The sequence below is a fragment of the Pseudoruegeria sp. SK021 genome (assembly GCF_002119405.1).
GTDB lineage: Bacteria > Pseudomonadota > Alphaproteobacteria > Rhodobacterales > Rhodobacteraceae > Meridianimarinicoccus.
On sequence record NZ_MTBG01000072.1, the window covers coordinates 2,501 to 5,959 of the forward strand.

Here is a 3,459-nt window from a genome sequence, read left to right on the forward strand (position 1 = left end):
TCTCGCACGGGATCGGATCAAAAAGTACACAGCTTTCCTTTGAACCGGCGGCTGTGTGCGGGAAAAACCAAAGTACGACTTTGATCTCAACTCTCCGGAACTACAAAAGGACGGAGAGCAGGAAGAAGCCTAGCTTCTTCTGGATCAAATCAAGCGCGAAAAGGGCGTTTGGTGAATGCCTTGGCAGCAAGAGGCGATGAAGGACGTGATACCCTGCGATAAGCAGTGGCGAGCCGGGAATAGGCTTTGACCCACTGATCTCCGAATGGGGCAACCCACCTGATATGCTGTTATTGTTTGATTTACTCCACGCGTTGACCCCGCGATGAGCGATCTGGTCTCTGACCAGTGAGACTCGCCAAGGGCGAGCACGGAGTGATTAAAGAATAATAGTGTAAACCAGGTACTAATTACCTGAATACATAGGGTTTTTAGAGCAAACCCGGGGAACTGAAACATCTAAGTACCCGGAGGAAAGGAAATCAACAGATACTCCCCTAGTAGCGGCGAGCGAACGGGGACCAGCCGAGCCTTGAGAGTGACTAGAACCAGTTGGAAAGCTGGGCAACATGGGTGACAGCCCCGTATAGGAAGCTCAATGGGACGTATTAAGTAGGGCGGAACACGTGAAATTCTGTCTGAACATGGGGGGACCACCCTCTAAGGCTAAGTACTCCTTGCTGACCGATAGTGAACCAGTACCGTGAGGGAAAGGTGAAAAGCACCCCGACGAGGGGAGTGAAACAGTTTCTGAAACCGGACGCCTACAAGCAGTCGGAGGGGCCTTTATTGAGCCCTGACGGCGTACCTTTTGTATAATGGGTCATCGACTTAGTCTATCTAGCAAGCTTAAGCCGTTAGGTGTAGGCGCAGCGAAAGCGAGTCTTAATAGGGCGCATGAGTTAGATGGATTAGACCCGAAACCGAGTGATCTAGGCATGACCAGGTTGAAGGTGCAGTAACATGCACTGGAGGACCGAACCCACACCTGTTGAAAAAGGTCGGGATGAGTTGTGCCTAGGGGTGAAAGGCCAATCAAACTCGGAGATAGCTGGTTCTCCGCGAAATCTATTTAGGTAGAGCGTCATCCGAATACCCTCGGGGGTAGAGCACTGGATGGGTAATGGGGCCCCACAGGCTTACTGATCCTAACCAAACTCCGAATACCGAGGAGTACTAGATGGCAGACACACGGCGAATGCTAACGTCCGTCGTGAAGAGGGAAACAACCCTGACCTCCAGCTAAGGCCCCTAATTCATGGCTAAGTGGGAAAGCAGGTGGGACGACCAAAACAACCAGGAGGTTGGCTTAGAAGCAGCCATCCTTTAAAGATAGCGTAACAGCTCACTGGTCTAATTAAGTTGTCCTGCGGCGAAGATGTAACGGGGCTCAAGCCATGAGCCGAAGCTGAGGATGTGCACTTAGGTGCACGTGGTAGCGGAGCGTAGTGTGAACCAGATTATTCTCTGTATTACTGCCGGACTATGCGGCGCGGGCAACCGCGGTCAAATAGCGAAGCGGTAGCGCAGAGGACGATCTTACTGTGAAGCCGGGGCGTGAGCCATCCGGTGGAGTGATCACTAGTGAGAATGATGACATGAGTAGCGACAAACAGGGTGAGAGACCCTGTCGCCGAAAGTCCAAGGGTTCCTGCTTAAAGCTAATCTGAGCAGGGTAAGCCGGCCCCTAAGTCGAGGCAGAAATGCGTAGACGATGGGAACTAGGTTAATATTCCTAGGCCAGGAGGATGTGACGGATCTGAACCGTAGTTCGCTCTTATCGGATTGAGCGGGCTGCCTACAGGTTCCTGGAAATAGCCCTCCATCAGACCGTACCCTAAACCGACACAGGTGGACTGGTAGAGAATACCAAGGCGCTTGAGAGAACCACATTTAAGGAACTCGGCAAAATACCTCCGTAAGTTCGCGAGAAGGAGGCCCGGTTTTTACGCAAGTAGAGGCCGGGGGCACAAACCAGGGGGTGGCGACTGTTTACTAAAAACACAGGGCTCTGCGAAGTCGCAAGACGACGTATAGGGTCTGACGCCTGCCCGGTGCTGGAAGGTTAAAAGGAGGAGTGAGAGCTCCGAATTGAAGCCCCAGTAAACGGCGGCCGTAACTATAACGGTCCTAAGGTAGCGAAATTCCTTGTCGGGTAAGTTCCGACCTGCACGAATGGCGTAACGACTTCCCCGCTGTCTCGAATGTGGACTCAGCGAAATTGAATTGCCTGTCAAGATGCAGGCTTCCCGCGGTTAGACGGAAAGACCCCGTGCACCTTTACTACAACTTCACATTGGCATCAGGCCAAGCATGTGCAGGATAGGTGGTAGGCTTTGAAACCGTGACGCCAGTTGCGGTGGAGCCATCCTTGAGATACCACCCTTGCTTTGCTTGATGTCTAACCGCGGTCCGTTATCCGGATCCGGGACCCTGTGTGGTGGGTAGTTTGACTGGGGCGGTCGCCTCCTAAAGCGTAACGGAGGCGCGCGAAGGTTGGCTCAGAGCGGTCGGAAATCGCTCGTTGAGTGCAATGGCAGAAGCCAGCCTGACTGCAAGACTGACACGTCGAGCAGAGTCGAAAGACGGCCATAGTGATCCGGTGGTCCCGAGTGGAAGGGCCATCGCTCAACGGATAAAAGGTACGCCGGGGATAACAGGCTGATGGTGCCCAAGAGTCCATATCGACGGCACCGTTTGGCACCTCGATGTCGGCTCATCTCATCCTGGGGCTGGAGCAGGTCCCAAGGGTACGGCTGTTCGCCGTTTAAAGAGGTACGTGAGCTGGGTTTAGAACGTCGTGAGACAGTTCGGTCCCTATCTGCCGTGGGTGTAGGATACTTGAGAGGAGTTGCCCCTAGTACGAGAGGACCGGGGTGAACGTTCCACTGGTGGACCAGTTGTCATGCCAATGGCAGTGCTGGGTAGCTATGAACGGACAGGATAACCGCTGAAGGCATCTAAGCGGGAAGCCCCCCTCAAAACAAGGTATCCCTGAGGACCGTGGTAGACCACCACGTCGATAGGCCGGAGATGTAAGCGCAGTAATGTGCTCAGTTGACCGGTACTAATGGTCCGATAGGCTTGATTTGATCCAGTAGAAGACAGGCCAAAAGCCCGTCAAAACTGATCGTTATCAATGTCGTACACACCAATACAGCGTATTTGACTTGGACAATCCCCTCGGGGACAAAAATGGAACTGCTTTTCCGGTTTGGTGATCATAGCGCAAGTGAAACACCCGATCCCATCCCGAACTCGGCAGTTAAGCACTGTTGCGCCGATGGTACTGCGTCTTAAGGCGTGGGAGAGTAGGTCATCGCCAAACCTGATAAGCCGTTCCATAATAAACGTATCTCTCAAACGATCCAATCACCCTGTCGCGGGGTGGAGCAGCCCGGTAGCTCGTCAGGCTCATAACCTGAAGGTCACAGGTTCAAATCCTGTCCCCGCAACCAA

The 3,459-nt window shown here is 53.2% G+C and carries 1 tRNA gene and 2 rRNA genes; all 3 read left to right on the forward strand.

The annotated features are described in order from the left end of the window. Positions 1–147: 147 nt before the first annotated feature. The 3 genes from BV911_RS18290 (at position 148) to BV911_RS18300 (ending at position 3,458) form a co-directional block, all read left to right on the forward strand. Positions 148–3,092: ribosomal RNA gene (locus tag BV911_RS18290) — 23S ribosomal RNA — on the forward strand. A 121-nt stretch (positions 3,093–3,213) separates the two neighbouring features. Beyond that, positions 3,214–3,328, forward strand: a 5S ribosomal RNA gene (gene rrf / locus BV911_RS18295). 53 nt (positions 3,329–3,381) lie between these two features. Then, a tRNA-Met gene (locus BV911_RS18300) sits at positions 3,382–3,458 on the forward strand. Position 3,459 lies beyond the last annotated feature (1 nt).